This is a genomic window from Kitasatospora sp. NPDC034533, from assembly GCF_055575155.1.
This window is the reverse complement of the sequence record NZ_JBVITE010000009.1, coordinates 41,668-59,472: the sequence shown is the minus strand read 5'-3', so window position 1 is coordinate 59,472 and position 17,805 is coordinate 41,668. Positions and strand designations below refer to the sequence as shown.

The following is a 17,805-nucleotide window of genomic DNA, read 5'->3' as shown; positions in this document are numbered from 1 at the left end:
ATGGCCCCGGGACGGTGAGCGCGCCACCCTGCACGGAAGCAGCCCCCACTCCTCCCCCACCCAGGAGCCCCCATGCCACTGCGCCCCACGGCCGCGGCCCTGCTCGCGGCCGCCGCCCTCGCGCTCCCCACGGCGGTACCCGGCTCGGCCGCCGCCTCCCCCACCACGGCGCCCGTCTCGGCCATGGCACCCGCCCCGGCGCCCCTGGCCGCGGGCGTCTCCGCCGGAGCCGCGGCCGGCGGCTTCCAGCAGGTCACCGGGTTCGGCACCAACCCGGGCAATCTCGCGATGTTCACCTACGCCCCCGCCGGGTTGCCCAGTGGCGCTCCCCTGGTGGTCGCGTTGCACGGCTGTCTCCAGAGCGCCACCGACTACTACCGCAACTCCGGCTGGACCAAGTTCGCCGACCAGTACGGCTTCGCGGTGGTGTTCCCGCAGACCAGCAGCACCAACAACAGCCTCTCCTGCTTCAGTTGGTTCGACGCGGCCAAGGACGCCCGGGGAGTGGGCGAGGCCAAGTCGGTCGTCGAGATGGTCGCCAAGGCCGAGTCCCTGTACGGCTCGGACGCCCACCGGGTGTTCGTCACCGGGCTCTCGGCCGGCGGCGGGATGGCGGCCGACCTGTTGGCCGACTACCCGGACGTGTTCGCCGGCGGGGCGATCGACTCCGGTCTGCCCGCCCACTGCGCCACCACCCAGGCCGCCGCGTCCGGCTGCCAGAACTCCGACCAGGGACTCACCCCGGCGCAGTGGGGCGACAAGGTCCGGGCCGCGTACCCCGGTTACGCCGGGCCGTGGCCCAGAGTGGCGATCTGGCAGGGCAGCGCCGACACCGTGGTCAAGCCGGTGAACGCGACCGAGCTGCGGGACCAGTGGACGAACGTCCAGGGCATCGGCCGGCAGCCGAGCAGCACCAGGAGCCTGCCGGGCGGCGCCGCCCAGGAGCTCTACACCGGCCCGAGCGGGCAGCCCTCCGTGGCGCTGTTCACGGTCAGCGGGATGGGCCACGGCCTGGCCGTCCACCCCGGTTCGGGAGCCGACCAGTGCGGGGCCACCGGCGCCTACTTCCTCGACACCGTCTGCTCCAGCTACTACACGGCGCAGTTCTGGGGGCTGGACGGCGGATCCGGCCCCACCGAGCCCGGGCTGCCCGCCCCGACCGGGCTGACCACCACCGCGGCAGCCGGCTCGGTCGCCCTCGCCTGGCAGGCCGTCAGCGGCGCCGCCTCGTACCAGGTCTTCCGGGACGGTGCCCAGGTCGGCAGCCCGACCGGCACGACCTTCACCGACGGCGGGCTCGCCGCCGGCACCACGTACAACTACACCGTCGCGGCGGTCGACGCGTCGGGAGCGGTCGGCGCCCGGTCCGCGGCGGTGCCGGCGACCACCCCGGGCGGGGGCACCACCCCGGGCGGGGGCACCACCCCGTGCTTCACCGCCAGCAACTACGCCCACGTCCTGGCCGGCCGCGCCACCCAGAGCGGCGGTCTGACCTACGCGATCGGCTCGGGCCAGAACATGGGGCTCTGGAACACCTTCGTCACCCACACCCTGAAGCAGACCGGCCCGGGCTACTACGTGCTCGCCGACGGCCAGTGCTGACCGGACGACGGCCGAGGCGACGCGCCGCAGCACTCCGCCGAGCGACCCGGCACCGCCCGAGGCCGTAGCCACCCGCCCGACGACGACCCGCGCCGCCGCGCACGGCCTACGGATCATCCCGCCCCCACCCCCTCCCGGAGTCCGGCGAACAGGTCGGTCTCGATCCCGCCCGGGCCGGCCACCGCGCCGCCCCGGGAGAGCGGACTCCGGGCCAGGTGGTAGTCCTCCGTCGGCCAGACCTCGCGCTCGATGTCCCGCGGGTGGGCCATGAAGGCCACACCCGGCTGGACCTGGGTGGCGTGCGCCAGCAGCGCCGCGTCCCGCACGGCGAACTGCTCGGCGCACGCTATCCGGGTGGTGACGGCCAGGGCGGGTGCGGTGTCCGGCCAGTCGGCGAGCACCTCCCCCATCCCGGAGGGGACACCCCGTTCCGTCATGGCCTCGTGCATGGCCTGGAACCAGGCCCGGGAGAGCGCCAGGTGGTAGTAGAGCTTGGCCGCCCGCCAGGGTTCACCCAGCTCGGGGTGGCGCTCCCCGTCGGCCGCGGCGTCGAAGGCGGCCACGGTGATCCGGTGGGTCATCACGTGGTCCGGGTGCGGGTAGCCGCCCGTCTCGTCGTAGGTGATCACCACGTGCGGACGGAACTCCCTGATCAGCGCGACCAGGGGCGCCGCCGCGAGTTCCACCGGCTGGGCCGCGAAGCAGCCCTCCGGCAGCGGTTCACCCGGCCCGGGCAGGCCGGAGTCCACGAAGCCGAGGAACTGCTGACGCACCCCGAGGATCTCCCGGGCGGCCGCCATCTCCGCGCGCCGGACGCGGGCGAGGTCGGCCCGGACCTCCGGCCTGTCCAGGGCCGGGTTGAGCACCGAGCCGCGCTCGCCTCCGGTGCAGGTCGCGACCAGGACGTCCACCCCCTCCGCCGCGTACCGGGCGAGGGTGGCCGCGCCTTTGCTGGACTCGTCGTCGGGGTGCGCGTGCACGCTGAGCAGGCGGAGGTCGCGGGAGTGACGGGTGAACACGGGTGCCTCCACGTTGCGTCGTCGGGGACCGAGCGGCGGCCGACCGGCCTCCTCGGGTCGCCCCGGGGCGGCCTCCTCGACCACCCGGAGACAACTTAGGACGGACCCAGCGATTGGGTCAAGCATAATTATTGTGCTCGACCCAGTGAAGTGCGCTACGCTGTCGCCATGACCGACACCGGCACCACTCCGAACCTGCGCGAGCTCAACAAGCGCCGCACCCGCGAGGCGATCTCGCACGCCGCGACCAGGCTCTTCATCGAGCGGGGCTTCGACCGGACGACCATCGCCGAGGTCGCGGCCGCCGCCGGCGTCGCCAAGATGACCGTCACCAACCACTTCCCGCGCAAGGAGGACCTCTTCTTCGACCTGCACGAGGAGCTCGCCGGCCGGCTCGCCGAGGCCGTCGGCGAGCGCGCGCCGGGCGAGTCCGCGCTCGCCGCGCTGCGCCGCGACTGCCTGGCCGGCCTCGACCGGCGGGACGCCCGGCTCGGCTTCTCCGACTCCGCCTTCGTCCGCACCGTCGTGGACAGTCCCGCCCTGTCCGCCCGGCTGCGCGAACTGCACGAGCAGAACGAGGCGGCGCTCGCCGAGGCCCTGGCCGAGGCGGTGCAGGAGATACCCGTCGGCTTCGAGTGCCGGGTCGCCGCCGCACTGCTCGCCGCCGTCGACCGGGCGGTGTTCGCCGAGGTGTTCCGCCGAACCCTCGCCGGCGAGGACCAGGCCGCGATCGCCACCGCCGTCCGCCCCTCGGCGGTGCGCGCCTTCGACCGATTGGAGGGCGCCCTGGGGAACTTCGCCGTCCGGGCGTCCTAGCGCACACCGGAGCACCGCACGCGACCTGGCATCCGAGGACCCGCCCACGCCATACCACTCTTGACGAAAGGTTGACCTGCTCACGGCAGAAGATTGACGATCACCGCCTCTATGGTCGGCCCATGCCCTCACAGCCCATCAGGCCCACTACCCTGCCGGTCCTGCCCTACCGCAAACCCACCCGGGGCCGGGACTACTGGGTCCTGGACAACGTCCTGCCCGACCCGGACGCCGTCCGGGAGCGTTGTCTGGCCCGCGGGAACTGGACCGAGGGCTATCCGTACCGTCCCGAGACCTGGCCCGGACTGCGCACGATGCCGGGCCTGGAGCCCGCGGAACTGGCCCGGGTCGAGTCACTGGTCCGCAAGGCCACCGGTGCCTCCCGGCTCTGGGTGCAGAGCACCCCGGGCGGAGGCACGCTCAACCACAACTGCGTCCAGGTCGTCGGCTCGGGAGAGTCGGAGTCCCGCCCACACACCGACTCCCGCGCGCTCTGCCGCTACGCCGCCGTCCTCTACCTCAGCCCCGGCGCACCGAAGGAGGCCGGCACCAGCTTCTACCGCCAGCAGTTCCCGGGCGGCCGTCTCGGCGGCAACCTGGTCAACGCCCCGCACAACAACCTGGTCGAGGCACTCGGCACCCGCCACGTTCCCGCCGACCACTTCACCGAGGACGTCCGCGTCCCCAACCGCTACAACCAACTGCTCCTCTACCACGCCAATTTGATCCATAGTGCCACCAGCTACTACGGCACCGAGCTGGCGGAGCGACGGATGACAGCGGTCTTCTTCTGGATGGCCTGATCCCCCGGGACAGCCCGACCACCCCACCGCTCCGCTCGAACCACCCGCCCTCAGCCGGCCTCGACGTGCGCCAGACTCGCCCGGGTCAGCGCCGCCGCCAGTCGGGCCAGCTCACCCGGCGCGACGAGCGCCGCCAGACCCTCCGGTTCGCCCGGCAGTCCCAGCGCCCGCGCCTCCGCCAGCACCCGCTCGTCGAAGTACGGCCGCAGCGAGGGCCAGACCTCCTGCGCCTCACGCCGGAAGATCCCGGCACCGACGGGCCCGATCCGGGGGAACTCCCGCAGCAGCTCACCGATCCGCTCCGGTACGTCCTCGGCCTCCTCCCGCAGGCGCCGCAGGTCACCGTGCCAGCGGTCGAGCAACAGCTCGGCCCCCTGGCCGAGCGCGGTGGCGGTGCTCTCGTCGTACCGCACATAGTGGGCCCGGCCCAGGGCGGCGATGAGCGTGCTGCGCCGGGCATCGACCATCGCCCGCGGGGTCCGCAGTCCCGCCGCCGACAGCTCGCGGGCCGCCGCCGTCGCGGTGGCGGCGCTGATGCGCACCGAGCACAGCACGGTCAGGACGAGCAGCCGGTACAGCGGCGACGGCTTGTCGCGCAGGGTGATCCCGGCCTCCTCGGCATAGGTGCGGCCGAATCGGTCCAACAACTCGGCAACGGACGGTTCCACGGTCGTCGCCTCCCTCCATCCGCCTCCGCCCCCTCCGCCTCTCCCCCCACGCTTGCCCGGATTCGGGCCCCTCGCACCTGGGGAGGCTCGGCGCATGAGCCACGACGCCGTACCCGCGACCGAGACCGTCCGCCGCGACTGGGCCGAGATCGACCGGCTGCCCACGGTCGATCTGCTCCGCCTGATGAACGCCGAGGACCGCAGCGTGCCCGCCGCCGTCGCCGGTGAGGTGGAGCGGATCGCCACCGTGGTCGACGCCGTCGCCGCCCGGATGGCGCGCGGCGGCCGGCTGGTCCACGCCGGCGCGGGAACGGCCGGGCGGCTCGGGGTGCTGGACGCCGCCGAGTGCCCGCCGACCTTCGGCACCGACCCGGCGCTGGTCGTCGGCCTGATCGCGGGCGGGCGCCCGGCCGTCACGGCCGCCGCCGAGGGCGCCGAGGACCGCACCGACCTCGCCGAGGCCGATGTGGCCGCCCTCCGGCTCACCCCCGCCGACACCCTGGTGGGCATCTCCGCTTCAGGCCGCACGCCCTATGCGCTGGCCGCCGTCCGGACCGCGCGGGCGGCCGGGGCGCTGACCGTCGGGCTGGCGTGCAACCGGAACTCGGCCCTGGTCGCAGCGGCCGAGCTGGGCATCGAGGTGGAGGTCGGCCCGGAAGTGCTGGCCGGATCGACCCGGCTCAAGGCGGGCACGGCACAGAAGCTGGTGCTCAACATGCTGTCCACGGCCGTGATGGTCAAGCTCGGCCGGACGTACGGAAATCTGATGGTCGACCTCCGTGCCACCAACGAGAAGCTTCGCGACCGCGCTCGCCGGATCGTCGCCGAAGCGACCGGCGCCGACGAGGAAGCGGTAGAACGCGCCCTGACCACCACCGACGGCAGGGTCAAGGACGCGGTCCTGGCCCTGCTCGCGGACGTGGACGCGCCCACCGCCGCCCGCCTGCTCAAGGCCTCGGACGGACGACTGCGCGACGCCCTCCACCGCGCCCGGGCGTAGCACCCGCGCGTACCAAGGTCGCGTCAGCGGCGGCCCGGCGGCGAGGCTCCGGCCCGGACGCCCTCCGGCTCACCCCAACCGCAGATCCGCCACCGCGACGACCTCGCCGAGCCGCGGGAAGTCCAGCTCCACCGAAGCCCGGTGTTCCTCCGCCGTGAGTGCGGCCATCGCGTCCTCGACGAACACCACCCGGTACCCGTGGTCGCAGGCCGCCCGGGCGCTCGACTCCACGCCCAGGTTGGTGGCGATCCCGGCGAACACCAGGGTCTCCACGCCCCGGGCCCGGAGCAGTTCGTCCAGGCCGGTGCCCCGGAAGGCACCGATGGTGCGCTTCACCACGACCTCATCGGCCAGCGCCGTGACCTCCGCGACCAGTTCGCTCCCGGCCGGCTGCTCCGCGACGCCCGGCCGTTCGACCCGGACCGCGACGACGGGCGCGCCCGCCGCACGGAACTCCCGGGCCAGCTCCAGCGAGGCCCCCAACACCTCCGGACCGGTGTGCGGCGCCAGCGGGTTGGCGACGATCCTGCCCATCAGGTCGATCAGGACCAGGGCCGTGCTGCGGGGGTCAAGAGTGGTCACGCGCATCACGCTAGCCCATCCCGAAACATCCGGAACGTCGGAACGACCGGAACGTCCGGGAGTCGGCCCGGCGACGCCGGGCCAACGGCCGCCACCTCGACTTCACGCCCCCGCCTCCCGGGCGATCTCCGCCCGGAAGCCCTCGATCAGCACCCGCAGCCCGTACTCGAAGTCGGCGTCGTGGTCGGTCATCCGCAGCACGTCGGCCGCCTCGAGCAGCAGCGGCAGCTCGCGAAGCGCCTCGTCCGGGAACGGCGGCCGGCCCCGGTCCGCGACGTCCTGCCGCCAGGCCTGCTCCTCGGTGACCCAGCCCATGATGTACCGGTCGACGGTCAGCAGCAGTCGCAGCGCCGTACGCGGGCGCAGCCCAGCCTGGCACAGCGCGCCCAACTGGGCCTCGACCGCCGGGAGTTCTCCCTCCGTCGGCAGGGTTCCGGCATGCACCCGGGCGCCGTCGCGGTAGGCGAGCAGGGCGTTGCGCTTGGCACGGGCGTCGGCGGCGATCCACTCGGGCCAGTTCCGCGGGTCCGGCTCCCGGTCGGGCGGGAGCGCTTCGGCGAGCATCTGCTCGGCCATCAGGTCGAGGAGTTCCCGCTTATTCTTGAAGTGCCAGTACAAGGCCGGTGACTGGACGCCGAGTTCACGGGCGAGCCGGCGGGTGGTCAGCCCGTCGATGCCCTCCTCGTCGAGCAGCCGCAGCGCGGTGCGCACCACCTCGTCGCGTTGCAGCGCCATCCGATCGACCTCCCGGGCCACTCGCTTGCCAGAGGCACCTTATCGCCGATAAGTTCCCGAGCCGGAATTTATCAGCGATAAGGAGAGCCGTCGCGGCCTCCGCCGACGGCCGGGAAGGGACTCCACCCGCATGACCTCCGAACCGAACCCCCTCCCGGAACCGAACCCGTCCCCCGAGCCGAGCCCTCTCGCCGAGACGGGCCCGCCTCCCGAAGCGAACGAACCCACCGAAGCGAACCGATCCACCCAGGCGAACCGATCCACCGGAGAGAACCGCCCCCGCTCCCGCCTGCTGCCGAACACCGCACCCTGGCGGTCCTCCCGGGACTTCCGCCTGACCTGGACCTCCGGCACGATCACCCTGCTCGGCTCGATCTTCACCATGACGGCGATCCCGCTCCAGATCGCCGACCTCACCGGTTCGCCCCTGGCCGTGGGCGCGGTCGGCGCGGTCGAACTCGTGCCCACCGTCCTGTTCGGCCTCTACGGCGGCGTCCTCGCCGACCGTGCCGACCGCCGAACCGTGGCCCTGGCCACCGAGGTCGCACTCGCCGTGCTCAGCGCCCTGCTGCTGGCCAACGCGCTGCTCGGCACCCCCGCCGTCTGGCCCCTCTACGTCGCGGCCGGGATCGCGGCAGCGCTCCAGGGCATCCAACAGCCTTCGGTCGAGGCGATGGTTCCCCGACTGGTGCCCCAGGACCAGCTGGTGGCGGCGGGCGCCCTGCTCTCGCTGCGCTGGAGCATCGGCGGCGTGGCCGCCCCGGCCGCGGCCGGCCTGCTGATCGCGACCGCCGGAGTCCCGGCCGCCTACCTGGTGGACCTCGGCACCTTCCTGCTCTCGATCGCCCTGCTCGCCCAGGTCCGCCCCGTCCCCTCCGAACGGGACGCCGAGGCGCCACAGCTCACCGAGTTCCTGGCCGGCGCCCGGTACGCGGCCCGGCGGCCCGACCTGGTCGGCACCTACCTGGCCGACCTCGCGACCACCGTCTTCGCCCTGCCCACCGCGCTGTTCCCGTTCCTGGCCGCCGATCTGGAGGCGACCTGGGCGCTCGGGCTGCTCTACTCGGCCGGCGCGGTCGGCAGCCTGATCGCCGCCGCGACCAGCGGCTGGACGGACCGGGTGCACCGGCACGGCCGACTGGTCCTGCTCTCCGCCGCCCTGGTGGGCGCGGCGACCGCCGCGGCCGCGTTCGCCCCCGGCCTGTGGGCCGTCCTGCTCTGCCTGACCGTCGCCGGTTGCGGCCACTGGATCGGCGACACCTTCCGCAGCGCCATCTGGAACCAGTCCATCCCGGACGAACTCCGGGGCCGGGCAGCCGGATTGGAGATGCTGATCGGCTCCGCCGGGCCCGCTCTGGGCGACCTGCGGGCCGGCGGGTTCGCCGCCCGGCAGGGCATCCGAGCGGCCCTGCGCACCGGCGGGCTGCTCTGCCTCGGCAGCTCAGCCGCCCTGCTGGCCGCGATCCCCGCCCTCTGGCGCTACGACCAGAGCGCGCACGACACCCAGCGGACGCACGACACCCACCAAGCGCCCGACAACCGGCAGGCACCCCGACCGGAGCCGGCCCCGTTGGAGCGCACGCCGTGACACCTCAGCACGGGCGCGCCGGTCACGCCGAACCGGCCGAACCGAACCGAGCCGCGTCACGACCCGCTCTCAGTCCAGGACGAGCGCCGTCGCATGCCGGTCGATCAGCTCGCCCAGCCGCCGAGCGTCCTCGACCCCGCGCTTGGGCAGCATGGTCAGCACCCCGGTCTCCTCGTCCCCGCCCAGCAACAGGAACAGACCGGGCGTCTCCAGGTGGTACCGCTGCTGCGGCCAGCCCAACTCGGTGACCGAGCCCGCGCTGTGGACGACCACCCCGTGGTCGTCCACCAGGACCCGGAACTCGCCCTTGTCCGCCGCCATCCGCACCACCCGCCGCAGTCGCAGCCGGGGCGGCGCGAACACCAACAGCACCGCACCCAGCAGCAGCGCCGCGGCCGGCAACAACAGCGCCGTCCCTCCGGCGGCCCCGAGCAGCACCGCGACCGCCGCCGGGCAGGCGGCAACGGTGTACCTGGCCCTCCGCGCCCGGCGCCCCGCCACCGTGTGCCTGCTCCTCGCGGCGAAGGCCTCCCGGAAGTCGGCGGCCGTCGGGGTGTAGCGGACCTCGACCGACTCCGCCGTCCGCCCACCTGCGCTCATGCCTTCACCCTCCGACCGCCGTACGCACATCTCCTGACACCCTCGCGGCCGGATCGTAGCAAAGGCCGTACGTATCCGATCGGATCGCACCCTCGGCCCTCCGGCGCCAAGGCGCCACTCCCGGCGCACAGCCGTTGGCCGGCCGCCTCGCCCGGAGGCCGGCTCGCCCCGGGCCGGTCGACGGGGAGTTCCGCGCCCGCCGCCGCCGCAAGGCCGGTCCCAGGGGAACCAGAAGTCCCGTATCCGTCGCCCGCTCCGCGTGGCCTGCCCCCGCGCGTCCGCCCCACTGACCACCGGCACCGCCACCCCACCCCAACCGGGCCCGGCCCGGACCACCTCGCCCCGGCAGCCCCAACACCCCAGCCCACCGGGCCCCGCTTCCTCCGCCGCATCGGAAGCCGGCGCCGACGGCAACACGGCCATCTGACTCCTTCCGGCCCGGGACCCCCCCGCGCGGAGGCCCTCAAACCGCCCCCTCTGCCCGCCCCCTCTACCCGCTGTACGCCCGCGACCCGCGCTCCGGAACGAACCAGCCTGGCCAGGCCGGACACCCACCGAGGCCACCGCGGCGTGTCCAGACCGTCGATCTGCCCGGAGTACGCGTCCCCGGCCCCGAAGGGCGACTCCTCATGGGACCGCCGCTGGCAAGCGACGGTTCGCAGAACACCGGCAACCCCTCCGGTCCGTACGTCGATCCCCTCGGCAGCTTTTCGCCGCCTCGGACGGCACTCCCGGTCCCCCGGGACACCAGCGGCATCGGCGACGTGTCCTCCACCGCTTGCCGCCGCCCTGATCCGACCGGCACGGCCAGGCACGAACGCTCCCGCGCTCACACCGTGAACGTCCGCGCCGAGGCCCGGATCGGCTCCGGCAGCTCCGTCCACCCCCGCAGGTACCGGTCCACCGCCGCCGCCACCGCCCGTCCCTCCGCGATCGCCCACACGATCAGCGACTGTCCGCGTCCGGCGTCCCCCGCGACGAACACGCCCGGCGTCGCCGTGGCGAAGCCGTCGTCCCTGGCCAGCGCGCCCTCCGGCCCGGTGGCCAGGCCGAGTTGGGCGAACAGCCGCGGATCCGGTTCCGGCCCGGTGAAGCCCAGCGCGAGCAGCGCGAGCTGGGCCGGAAGGCGCTGCTCGGTACCCGGCCGGGGGCTGCGGCCGGCGGGTTCGGCCTCGGCGAACCGGACGGCTTCGAGCCGGCCGTCGGGGCCCGGATCGAAGCCCACGGTGGTCGCCGCGAACAGCCGGGGGCCCGCCTCCACCGCGCCGGACTCCTCGTGCGAGGTGGTCTCCCGGTACACCTTGGGGTGGCCCGGCCACGGGTGCTCCGGCGCCCGGCGCCTCGGCGGGCGCGGGTTGATGTCCAACTGGGTGACCGAGGCGGCGTGCTGGCGCAGCGCCGTCCCCAGGCAGTCCGCCGCGGTGTCCCCGCCGCCGACGATCACCACGTGGCGTCCCTCGGCGGACACCCGCGGCGCGGGGCAGTCGCCTTCGTCCACCCGGTTCGCCCAGATCAGGTACTCCATCGCCTGGTGCACCCCGGACAGTTCCCGCCCGGGGACGGGCAGTTCCCGGCAGGCGGTCGCACCCACCGCGACCACCACCGCGTCGTACCCGGCCCGCAGCTCCTCGCCCGGGACGTCCCGGCCGACCCACACCCCGGTGCGGAACTCGGTTCCCTCGGCCCGCAGTTGGTCCAGCCGGCGCTCCAACCGGTGCTTCTCCAGCCGGAACGGCGGGATGCCGTACCGCAGCAGCCCGCCCGCGCGGTCGGCCCGCTCGTACACCGTGGTGGCGTGCCCGGCGCGGGTCAGCTGCTGGGCGGCGGCCAGTCCGGCCGGGCCCGAGCCGATCACCGCGACCCGCCGGCCGTCGGCCCGCTCGGGCGGTCGCGGCCCGTCCCAGCCCTCCTCCCAGGCCCGGTCCGCGATCGCCAGCTCCACGTCCTTGATCGTGACCGCCGCGCCGTCGATCGCCAGTACGCAGGCGCTCTCGCAGGGCGCCGGGCAGAGCCGCCCGGTGAACTCCGGGAAGTTGTTGGTCGCCAGCAGCCGCGCCGCGGCCGCCCGCCAGTCCACCCCCGCGCCCTCGCCGGACTCCGCCCCCGGGTCGGCCACCAGCCGGTTCCACTCCGGCACCAGGTTCCCCAGCGGACAGGCGCTGTGGCAGAACGGCAGCCCGCAGTCCATGCACCGCCCCGCCTGACCGCCCACGACCGGCAACAGCGGGCCCGGCCGGTACACCTCCCGCCAGTCCCCCAGCCGCTCCCGTGCGTCCCGCCGCGCCCGCTCCGCGCGCGGGGTGGTGAAGAAAGCCATCCGGTCTGCCATCGCGGCCTCCGGCAGGGCGTGCCGACTCGGACCAGGCGGCCCACCCGGCGGCGCGCCACCGTGTGGCCACCGTACGCCCGCGACGCACCGGGCGAAAGCGGCGGCCTCCCGCACCGATCACCCGCGCCAAAGCGGCGGCACCCCGCACCACTCGCCGCGGCCCCGGCACCCGCTCCGGCCCCGACCCGGCGCTGCCCCGGCAGCAGCTCCTACCCCGGCCCCGATCCCGCCCTCCCCCCCCTGGAACAGTCGTGAGCACGCCAGGGAGAATTTCCGCCATGACGCACACCGTGCTGATCGCCGAGGACGACCGGGCCATCCGGGACTCGCTCTCCCGCGCCCTGATGCTGGAGGGCTACCGGGTGCGGATCGCCGCCGACGGCACCCAGACCCTCGCCGTCCTCGCCGAACAACGCCCCGACGTCCTGGTGCTCGACGTGATGATGCCCGAGCCGGACGGTCTGGAGGTCTGCCGCCGGCTGCGCACCGCCGGGGACCACACCCCGGTGCTGATGCTGACCGCCCGGGTCGAGGTCCCGGACCGGATCGCCGGCCTCGACGCCGGGGCCGACGACTACCTGGTCAAGCCCTTCGACGTGGACGAGCTGTTCGCCCGCCTGCGCGCCCTGCTGCGCCGCCGACCGCCCGAACCCACCGCCGAGGTGCTGGCCGTCGCCGACCTGCGGATCGAGCCGCCCGCCCGGCGGGCCTGGCGCGCCGGGCGGGAGCTCGAACTCTCCCGCACCGAGTTCGACCTGCTGGAGCTGCTGGCCCGGAACACCGGCGCCGTCCTCGACCAGGCCACCCTGTACGAGCGGATCTGGGGATACGACTTCGGCCCCGGCTCCAAGAACCTCGCCGTCTTCATCGGGTACCTGCGCCGCAAGCTCGACCGCCCCGGCCTGGCCCCACTGATCCACACCGTCCGCGGCGTCGGCTACACACTGCGCGAGCCATGACCGGCCCGGCCCGCCGTCTCCCCCGCCTGCCCCGGATCCCCCGACCGACCCCCCACCTCCCCCGCCTGCCCCGGATACCCCGACCGACCGGAGGCCTCCCCCGCCCGGGCCTGCGCACCACCCTCGCCCTCGCCTTCGCCGCGATCGCCGCGCTGGTCGCGGTGGTGATCGGCACCCTCGGCTACCACGCCGCCGCCCAGCTGATCCGGGACGACGAGACCGCCGACTTCGGCGCGGCCGTCGACTCCGTCGGCCGGCAGGTCCAGCGGGAGGTCCTCTTCCCCGGCGACTTCGCCGGCCCGAACGGCCTGAGCGCCGACCTGGTCCGCCCGATCCGGGTCACCACCCAGTCGCTCGACCCCGACGGCGCGGTGCTGCCCGGCACCGCCCGGCTCGACCTGCCCCCGGTCCCGGCCGACCAGGAACTCGCCCACACCGACCAGCCGGGCCGCACCTCGATCGGGCTGCGCCACCAGCGCGGCGAGGGCTACCGGGTCGGCGTGGTCTCGCTCGGCGGACGGCGCGGCGCGGTCCAGATCATCCAGCAGGTCGGCCCCACCGAGGCACTGCTGACCACCCTGCGGACCCGTACGGCGGCCCTGGTCGCGGTCGTCGCGGTGCTCGCCGGCGCGGCCGGCCGGCTACTCGCCGGGCGGATCACCGGCCGCCTGGTCCGGCTCACCGCCGCGGCCGAACTGGTCGCCGCCAGCGGGCGGTTGGACGTCCAGGTACCCGCCGCCGGAAGGGACGAGGTGGGCCGGCTCGGCCGCGCCTTCGACCGGATGCTGGTCCGGCTCGCCACCGCCAAGGAGAACCAGCGCCGGCTCGTCCAGGACGCCGGGCACGAACTGCGCACCCCGCTGACCAGCCTGCGGACCAACCTCGCGGTGCTGCCCAGCCTCGACCGGCTGCCGCCCGCCGAGCAGGCCGCGCTGATGTCCGATCTGGCCGAGGAAGCACGGGAGTTGACCCAGCTGGTGGAGGAGCTGGTGGCCCTCGCGGCGGACCGCAGGGCGGACGGGCAGCCGACCGGGGTGGTGCTCGCCGACGTGGTCCGGGAGGCCGCCGCCCAAGCCCGGCGGCGCAGCGGCCGGCGGATCGTGGTGGACGCTGACGCCACGGTCGTCACCGCCCGGCCGGACGCGCTGCTCCGCGCGGTGGGCAACCTGCTGGACAACGCCGCCAAGTTCGACCCGGCCGGGACCGGTCCGATCGAGGTGGTGGTGCGCGGCTCGCGGGTGGAGGTGCGCGACCGCGGCCCGGGCATCGAGACGGCCGACCTCGACCGGGTCTTCGACCGCTTCTACCGCGCCACCGCCGCCCGCAGCCTGCCCGGCTCCGGCCTGGGCCTGGCCATCGTGCACGAGGTGGCCCGCTCGCACGGCGGGACGGCCTTCGCCGCGAACCGGGAGGGCGGCGGCGCGGTCATCGGTTTCACCCTCGGCTCCTGAGGGGCCCTCCCGACGACACGAACGGGGCCCGGCGGGCCCGGCGCCGGACCCGCCGGGCCCACCGTGGCAGCCGCCGTCAGACGGCCGCCAGCAGCCCCCGCCCGAGCCAGTCGGCGTCGTCCCTCACCCCGGGCAGGACGAAGAAGTACCCGCCGCCGGTCGGCGAGATGTAGTCCACCAGCGGCTCGCCGATCAGTCGCGTCTGGGTGGCCTCGAACTGCCGCACCACGTCCTGCTGGTAGCAGCAGAACACCAGGCCCATGTCCAGGTTCCCGGCCCGGTCGACGCCCCGGTCGTAGTTGAAGCCCCGCCGCAGGATGCGCGAGTTGTCGGTGTCGGCGGTGCGCGGGTTGGCCAGCCGGATGTGGGCGTCGAGCGGGATCGCCTTGCCCCCCGGGTCCTTGGCGTAGTCCGGCGCGTCGGTCTCCCGGGCGCCGTCCAGCGGTGCGCCGGTGTCGCGGCGGCGGCCGAACATCTTCTCCTGCTCGGCGAGGGTGACGCGGTCCCAGAACTCGATCAGCATCCGGATGATCCGGATCACCTGGTAGCTGCCACCGGTCGCCCAGGCGGGCTCGCCCGTCCCTTCGGTGACCCAGACCAGGCGGTCCATCTCGCGCGCGGAGGCGGTGTCCGGGTTGACGATGCCGTCCTTGAAGCCGAGCAGGTTGCGCTGCGCGCCGTCCGGACGGGACTCGTTCTGGAAGCCGTCGATCCGCCAGAGGATCTGCATCGCGCCCCGGGTGTGCCGGGTGATGTCGCGCAGCGCGTGCAGCACGGTGTCCTGGCGGTCGGCGCAGATCTGGAGCGAGAGGTCGCCGTGCAGTTCGGCGGCCTGGAGGTTGTCGTTCGGGAAGGTCCTCATCGGCGCGAGCTTGACCGGCTTGGCCTTGGCCAGCCCGTAGCGGTCGTCGAAGAGCGAGGCGCCGACGCCGACGGTGACGGTCAGGTGGTCGGTGGGGACGGTCGGGCCGAGGATGCCGCTGTCCGAGGGCGGCGCGCCGACGCCGAGGTCGGGCGGGGTGCCGCCGGCGGTGAGGAAACGGATCCGCTCGGTGAGGGTCCGGAACAGCGCCTCCAGGCCCTGGCGGTCCTGGGCGATCACCTGGCAGGAGACGAAGGCCGCGAAGGCCGGGGCCGGGGTGGTGATGCCCGCCTGGTGGTCGCCGTGGAACGGCACCGCCCCGCTCTTCTCCTGCTTGTCGTCCCCGGCGGCGGCCGGGCCCGCGCCGAGGCTGAGGGCGCCGCCGGCCAGCACGGCCGCTCCGGCGCCGGCGCCGAGCGCGGCCCGCACGAAGCTGCGCCGGGCCGGGCCCGCCGGGCAGCCTCCCGAGGCCGCCGGCTCGGCGGCGGCCGTGTGCGGGAACGGGCAGGAGCCGGTGGCTGCGGTGTGGTCGGTCATCAGGCGGCCTTCCGGATCTCGAGCAGGGCGGGGACGGGAGCGAGGTCTTCGAGCAGTTGGCCGGTGGCGCCGTCGAGCTGTCGGCGCGCGTCGGCGGGCAGCCGGTCGACGGGGGTCCAGCCCTCGGGCTGGTGGGCGGCGGCGACCAGGTCGCCGACCCGCTTCATCCCGGCGTTCACCCGGACGAGCACCTGCGGGTCCCGCTCGTCGAGCAGCGGCTGGAGCAGGGTCAGCAGTTCCTGGGTGCCCGCCAGGTTGGCCTGGGCGGTGGCCAGGTTGGTGCCGCTGCCCATGTCGGTGTCGCCGGTCAGCTCGAACTGGAGGGTGTTCTCCAGGATCTCGTGGGCGCGCAGCGGCAGGTCGCCCGGGGCGAAGTCCTGCCCGGGGAAGTCGTGCGCCAGCTGGGCGACGTCCTGGGCCAGCCCGTCGGCGACAGGCGTCAGCTCGGCGGCGGACCGGCCGTGCCAGAGGCCGTGCTCCAGCCGCAGGAATCCGGTGAAGCCCGGGTCCCGCTCCTTGCCGGCGAGGCCGTCGGGGCGGCCGTCGATCTTGCCGTCGAGGTCGGCGAAGGTGCCGTACGCGGCGCCGAGCGAGGCGTACTGGAGGTGGGCGGTGAGCCAGTCGGCCTTGGCGGTGGCGAGGTCGCCCGAGTGCACGTCGGCCTGGAGCTTCTGGGTCTCCGTCACGAGCGTCGCGAGCCCCTGCTCGACGTACGCCCTGTAGCTGTCGAGCGGCGCCTTGAGGTCGTCCTCGGCGACCGGCTTGACGGCCTTGACCTCGGTGCCGCCGCTGACGTGCACGGCGGCCGAGGTGACGGGCTTGCCGCCGGTGGGCACGCAGCGCCAGGCGTAGTCGCCGGAGCCGATGGTGGCGGTCAGCGCGCGGGTGGTGCCGGGCGCCAGGCCCTCGATCTCGCCGTAGACCGCGCCGGTGGCCGGGTTGACCAGGTAGACCTCGGAGACCTTGTCGCCGGTGTTGTGCATCTGGAAGACCTGCTGGCCGGGCTGCGGGTTGGCGAAGCCCTTGCCGCACTCCTGCTCGGAGACGGCGACGGTGGCGGAGCCGTCCTGCTTGCCGTCGCTGATCGCGATCACGGCACCGGCCACCACCACCGGCACGGCGATCGCCGCGGTCGGCAGCACCCAGCGCGGCCGCCCGGCCCGCACCGGCCCGCCCTCGGCCCCGGCGGACCCGCCCGGGGCGGCGGGCTTCTCCACGGCAGCGGGCTTCGCCGGGCCGGAGGCGGCGGCCGGGGCGCTCTTGCCGCCCCGGACCCCCTCGACGAACAGCGTCATCACGACGGCCAGGTACGCGACGTAGCCGACGACCTGGAGCACCGTCATGGTGACGGTCAGGTTGAGGGTGCCCTGGACCAGGGTCGCGTACCAGGACGAGGCGTCCAGGTGCCCGCTCAGGTCGAAGGCGTACGAGCTGCCGCCGCCGACCAGGCCGGACTCCTGGAGGTCGCGCAGCCCGTAGCCGAGCACGCCCGCCGCGACGATGATCAGACCGACGCCGGTGATGGTGAAGAACCGGGTGAGGTTCATCCTCAGGGCGCGCCGGTAAAGCCCCCAGCACAGCCCGGCCGAGAGCACCAGGCCGACGGCCGCGCCGATCAGCGGCCCGGTCGACTCACCGGCCGTGCGCACGTTGGTCCACAGGAAGAGCGAGGTCTCCAGGCCCTCGCGGGCCACCGCGAGGAAGCTGGTGAGCACCAGCGCGCCGGCGCCCATGGCCAGCGAGGCCTGCACCTTCTCCTTGATCTCGGCGGAGAGGGTGCGCGCCGAGCGCCGCATCCAGAACACCATCGCGGTGACGAAGCCGACCGCGATCAGGCTGAGCACCCCGCCGAACGCCTCCTGGGCGTGGCCGGAGAGGTTGGCGGCGGTGAAGGTGAGCACCGCGCCGAAGCTCAGGCTGAGCGCGACGGCCGCCGCGACGCCCGTCCAGACCTGCGGCAGCCGGGACTTCTGGTCCGCCCGGACCAGCGTGGCGATCAGGATCGACACGATCAGTCCGGCTTCCAGGCCCTCGCGCAGCCCGATCAGGAAGCTGGGAAACGCCTCATCCCACATGCGGCGGGCTCCTCCCCCGGGTCGGCCCGGGTCATTCACCTGTTCTCGGCCCCGCCGCGGTGGCGGTGGGGCGGCGACAGCCGAACGCCCCGGACGCTGAGGTCCAGGGCGCGATGGCTTAGCTTAGGCAAACCTTAGAGCCGACCGGGTCAACAGAACCCCCGGCGAAGGTAATGATT

Annotated in this window: 15 protein-coding genes; 7 read left to right on the top strand and 8 right to left on the bottom strand. The window is 74.5% G+C overall.

What is annotated here, in order from left to right; translation table 11 throughout:
- Nucleotides 1-183 precede the first annotated feature (183 nt).
- Nucleotides 184-1,602 (top strand): extracellular catalytic domain type 1 short-chain-length polyhydroxyalkanoate depolymerase, encoded by a 1,419-nt coding sequence (locus ACZ55U_RS09140; RefSeq protein WP_465524311.1) that lies wholly within the window; start codon nt 184-186, stop codon nt 1,600-1,602.
- A gap of 113 nt (nt 1,603-1,715) precedes the next feature.
- Here ACZ55U_RS09140 and mca read toward each other — a convergent pair whose 3' ends face one another.
- Nucleotides 1,716-2,621, bottom strand: a complete 906-nt coding sequence (mca, locus tag ACZ55U_RS09135) for a mycothiol conjugate amidase Mca (protein ID WP_465524053.1) — start codon at nt 2,619-2,621, stop codon at nt 1,716-1,718.
- Between the two features lie 168 nt (nt 2,622-2,789).
- Here mca and ACZ55U_RS09130 point away from each other — a divergent pair, with 168 nt between their 5' ends.
- Together ACZ55U_RS09130 and ACZ55U_RS09125 are read left to right on the top strand one after the other, a co-directional pair.
- Nucleotides 2,790-3,437 carry a TetR/AcrR family transcriptional regulator gene (locus ACZ55U_RS09130; RefSeq protein WP_465524051.1) on the top strand — a complete coding sequence of 216 codons (648 nt, stop codon included), beginning with the start codon at nt 2,790-2,792 and terminating at the stop codon, nt 3,435-3,437.
- Between the two features lie 122 nt (nt 3,438-3,559).
- Complete coding sequence (locus tag ACZ55U_RS09125; RefSeq protein WP_465524049.1) at nt 3,560-4,240, top strand: DUF6445 family protein; 681 nt, start codon at nt 3,560-3,562, stop codon at nt 4,238-4,240.
- A 50-nt stretch (nt 4,241-4,290) separates the two neighbouring features.
- Here ACZ55U_RS09125 and ACZ55U_RS09120 read toward each other — a convergent pair whose 3' ends face one another.
- Entirely contained in the window at nt 4,291-4,908 is a 618-nt protein-coding gene (locus tag ACZ55U_RS09120) for an endonuclease (protein ID WP_465524047.1), read from the bottom strand.
- 94 nt (nt 4,909-5,002) lie between these two features.
- Here ACZ55U_RS09120 and murQ point away from each other — a divergent pair, with 94 nt between their 5' ends.
- Nucleotides 5,003-5,908 carry an N-acetylmuramic acid 6-phosphate etherase gene (murQ, locus tag ACZ55U_RS09115; RefSeq protein ID WP_465524045.1) on the top strand — a complete coding sequence of 302 codons (906 nt, stop codon included), beginning with the start codon at nt 5,003-5,005 and terminating at the stop codon, nt 5,906-5,908.
- Between the two features lie 69 nt (nt 5,909-5,977).
- On the opposite strand, the gene ACZ55U_RS09110 is transcribed toward murQ, so the two are convergent.
- Nucleotides 5,978-6,490, bottom strand: a complete 513-nt coding sequence (locus ACZ55U_RS09110; RefSeq protein WP_465524043.1) for an isochorismatase family protein — start codon at nt 6,488-6,490, stop codon at nt 5,978-5,980.
- Between the two features lie 102 nt (nt 6,491-6,592).
- Nucleotides 6,593-7,225 carry a TetR/AcrR family transcriptional regulator C-terminal domain-containing protein gene (locus ACZ55U_RS09105; protein ID WP_465524041.1) on the bottom strand — a complete coding sequence of 211 codons (633 nt, stop codon included), beginning with the start codon at nt 7,223-7,225 and terminating at the stop codon, nt 6,593-6,595.
- Nucleotides 7,226-7,355: 130 nt separating this feature from the next.
- Between ACZ55U_RS09105 and ACZ55U_RS09100 the strand changes: the two genes are divergently transcribed.
- Nucleotides 7,356-8,813, top strand: coding sequence for an MFS transporter (locus ACZ55U_RS09100; protein WP_465524039.1), 1,458 nt, complete (start codon nt 7,356-7,358; stop codon nt 8,811-8,813).
- A 69-nt stretch (nt 8,814-8,882) separates the two neighbouring features.
- Here ACZ55U_RS09100 and ACZ55U_RS09095 read toward each other — a convergent pair whose 3' ends face one another.
- Both ACZ55U_RS09095 and ACZ55U_RS09090 read right to left on the bottom strand, forming a co-directional pair.
- Nucleotides 8,883-9,413 (bottom strand): hypothetical protein, encoded by a 531-nt coding sequence (locus ACZ55U_RS09095; RefSeq protein ID WP_465524037.1) that lies wholly within the window; start codon nt 9,411-9,413, stop codon nt 8,883-8,885.
- Nucleotides 9,414-10,242: 829 nt separating this feature from the next.
- Nucleotides 10,243-11,742, bottom strand: coding sequence for a glutamate synthase subunit beta (locus ACZ55U_RS09090; protein WP_465524035.1), 1,500 nt, complete (start codon nt 11,740-11,742; stop codon nt 10,243-10,245).
- A gap of 278 nt (nt 11,743-12,020) precedes the next feature.
- On the opposite strand from ACZ55U_RS09090, the gene ACZ55U_RS09085 reads away from it, so the two are divergent.
- Both ACZ55U_RS09085 and ACZ55U_RS09080 read left to right on the top strand, forming a co-directional pair.
- Nucleotides 12,021-12,701 (top strand): response regulator transcription factor, encoded by a 681-nt coding sequence (locus ACZ55U_RS09085; protein ID WP_465524033.1) that lies wholly within the window; start codon nt 12,021-12,023, stop codon nt 12,699-12,701.
- Nucleotides 12,698-14,152 carry a HAMP domain-containing sensor histidine kinase gene (locus ACZ55U_RS09080; RefSeq protein WP_465524031.1) on the top strand — a complete coding sequence of 485 codons (1,455 nt, stop codon included), beginning with the start codon at nt 12,698-12,700 and terminating at the stop codon, nt 14,150-14,152. The genes ACZ55U_RS09085 and ACZ55U_RS09080 overlap by 4 nt, the downstream gene beginning before the upstream one ends.
- A gap of 76 nt (nt 14,153-14,228) precedes the next feature.
- Here ACZ55U_RS09080 and efeB read toward each other — a convergent pair whose 3' ends face one another.
- Nucleotides 14,229-15,551: an iron uptake transporter deferrochelatase/peroxidase subunit gene (gene efeB, locus ACZ55U_RS09075; protein WP_465524029.1), complete on the bottom strand. Its 1,323-nt coding sequence runs from the start codon at nt 15,549-15,551 to the stop codon at nt 14,229-14,231.
- Nucleotides 15,551-17,626 (bottom strand): iron uptake transporter permease EfeU, encoded by a 2,076-nt coding sequence (gene efeU, locus ACZ55U_RS09070; RefSeq protein ID WP_465524027.1) that lies wholly within the window; start codon nt 17,624-17,626, stop codon nt 15,551-15,553. Before efeU ends, efeB begins: the two co-directional genes overlap by 1 nt.
- Nucleotides 17,627-17,805 lie beyond the last annotated feature (179 nt).

Coding starts and splice junctions, on each gene's coding strand:
- ACZ55U_RS09105 (WP_465524041.1), bottom strand. CDS start 7,225: ATGGCGCTGCAACGCGACGAGGTGGTGCGCACCGCGCTGCGGCTGCTC.
- ACZ55U_RS09085 (WP_465524033.1), top strand. CDS start 12,021: ATGACGCACACCGTGCTGATCGCCGAGGACGACCGGGCCATCCGGGAC.
- ACZ55U_RS09080 (WP_465524031.1), top strand. CDS start 12,698: ATGACCGGCCCGGCCCGCCGTCTCCCCCGCCTGCCCCGGATCCCCCGA.
- ACZ55U_RS09140 (WP_465524311.1), top strand. CDS start 184: ATGGCACCCGCCCCGGCGCCCCTGGCCGCGGGCGTCTCCGCCGGAGCC.
- ACZ55U_RS09100 (WP_465524039.1), top strand. CDS start 7,356: ATGACCTCCGAACCGAACCCCCTCCCGGAACCGAACCCGTCCCCCGAG.
- ACZ55U_RS09130 (WP_465524051.1), top strand. CDS start 2,790: ATGACCGACACCGGCACCACTCCGAACCTGCGCGAGCTCAACAAGCGC.
- ACZ55U_RS09095 (WP_465524037.1), bottom strand. CDS start 9,413: ATGAGCGCAGGTGGGCGGACGGCGGAGTCGGTCGAGGTCCGCTACACC.
- ACZ55U_RS09090 (WP_465524035.1), bottom strand. CDS start 11,742: ATGGCAGACCGGATGGCTTTCTTCACCACCCCGCGCGCGGAGCGGGCG.
- ACZ55U_RS09125 (WP_465524049.1), top strand. CDS start 3,560: ATGCCCTCACAGCCCATCAGGCCCACTACCCTGCCGGTCCTGCCCTAC.
- efeU (WP_465524027.1), bottom strand. CDS start 17,626: ATGTGGGATGAGGCGTTTCCCAGCTTCCTGATCGGGCTGCGCGAGGGC.
- murQ (WP_465524045.1), top strand. CDS start 5,003: ATGAGCCACGACGCCGTACCCGCGACCGAGACCGTCCGCCGCGACTGG.
- efeB (WP_465524029.1), bottom strand. CDS start 15,551: ATGACCGACCACACCGCAGCCACCGGCTCCTGCCCGTTCCCGCACACG.